Raw genomic sequence first — 1,673 nt, forward strand, 5'->3', positions numbered from 1 at the left:
AAGCCCTTGAGGCCGCGGTCCTCTTCCTCAAGAACGACGCCGACATTCCCCATGAGAGCTTGCTGCCTTACAAGCTGCCGATCTTGACCCTGAGCCGCTTCTTCCATCTCCATCCGAGCCCACAGCCGCGATCGCGAGACCTCCTCGCACGCTGGGTCTGGAGAGGTGCGTGGAGCGCTCAGCATCAAGGAGCGACCGTCTCCACGCGTTCGACGCTGGCGCTTATCGGTCACGACGAGGAACAGGCCGTTCAAGCGCTTCTCGGATCGCTCCGCAAAGAGCAGCCGGTCGTTCCTCACGGCAACTTCAATTTTCGCTTCGCGGCGTCAAAGCTCCAAGCGCTCGCGCTGGTCGCGCTACAGCCTCGCGATCTCGCGAGCGGAGAGATTCTCGACGTCGAGGAGCTCGCGACCGGCCCTCACGCCTTCCGGCAGATGTTCACAGCGGGCTCCGGGCTCGACAAGGATCTGGTGCGATCGGTGGCAAACCGATTCTTCCATCCGGCAACTCCCTCAGGTCTCCGACGATTGCTGCTGTCGAGCTCGGGTCGCCGCGTACGGACGTCCCATGCGGTCGACGAAGAGGCAATCGAGGCGCTTCGCCGCGGGCGGTTTCGCGAATTCCTCGAACGACGACGAACTCTTCTCGAGGAGCACTTGGAGAGCTTTCTCGCCCGCCACGCCCGCTGGAACGAATCCGACCGGCCGTCGATCACGTCACTGGTTGTGAGTGACTCCGAGGAGATCTAGGGATGTCGATACGAATTCGGCTCGGCGATACCGACGTCGGAGTCCTCACGCGGTCGGGCCACGAAGACCGCATCGAGTTCCGCTTTCTCGACTCCTACCTCGATCTCTACCCGAGACCTGTGCTCGGTCAGTGGTTCGAGGACGATCTACGCCGAAGCTATGTCTCCCGCCAGCGCCTACCGCCGTTTTTCTCGAATCTTCTACCGGAAGGCGAGCTGCGGAACCTTATCGCGAGCGAAGTAGGGGTCGCACCGTCGCGCGAGTATTTCATTCTGCGACACCTCGGCGAAGATCTACCAGGCGCGATCCGCGCGATCCCATCGGAGGAGGAAGAGGACGTCATCGCATTTGGGGAGGATGAGGAGACCGAAGACCACCGCACGCCCGAGAACGGTACAAGATTGCGATTCTCCTTGGCCGGCGTTCAACTCAAGTTCTCGGTCAGCCGCAGAGGCAAGGCCCTCGTTCTCCCGGCGAGCGGACAGGGTGGCGACTGGCTCGTCAAGCTTCCCGACGCGAGGTTCGAAAGAGTCCCTCTAAACGAGTGGTCCACTCTTCGTTGGGCACGCGAGGCAGGAATCTCGGTTCCGCGCTTTGAGCTCGTCGACACCCATCGAATCGAAGGTCTTCCGTCTGGTCTCGATAAGCTGCGGGGCGAGCCGGCACTCGCCCTCGAGCGCTACGACCGACCGCCCGGCGGCGTACGCATCCATCAAGAGGACTTCGCCCAGATTCTCAATCTCTACCCTGAGAACAAGTACCGGAAATACAACTACGAGACGATCGCCTCGCTCGTGCTTTCCATCGCGGGAGAGGAGGAGGTACTTCTGCTGATCGATCGCATCGTTTTCGTAATTGCCAGCGGCAACGGCGACGCACATCACAAGAACTGGTCACTGATCTACCCGGACAGCATCAGTCCGA

At 61.2% G+C, this 1,673-nt stretch carries 2 protein-coding genes; both read left to right on the forward strand.

Translation table 11 applies throughout. The annotated features are described in order from the left end of the window. Positions 1 to 749, forward strand: a 749-nt coding sequence (locus tag GY725_20110; protein MCP4006489.1) for a hypothetical protein, incomplete at its 5' end; no start/stop codon positions are given. 2 nt (positions 750 to 751) lie between these two features. Further along, the coding region (locus GY725_20115; protein ID MCP4006490.1) for a type II toxin-antitoxin system HipA family toxin at positions 752 to 1,673 on the forward strand (922 nt) is incomplete at its 3' end.

The sequence above is a fragment of the bacterium genome (genome assembly GCA_024226335.1).
GTDB lineage: Bacteria > Myxococcota_A > UBA9160 > SZUA-336 > SZUA-336 > JAAELY01.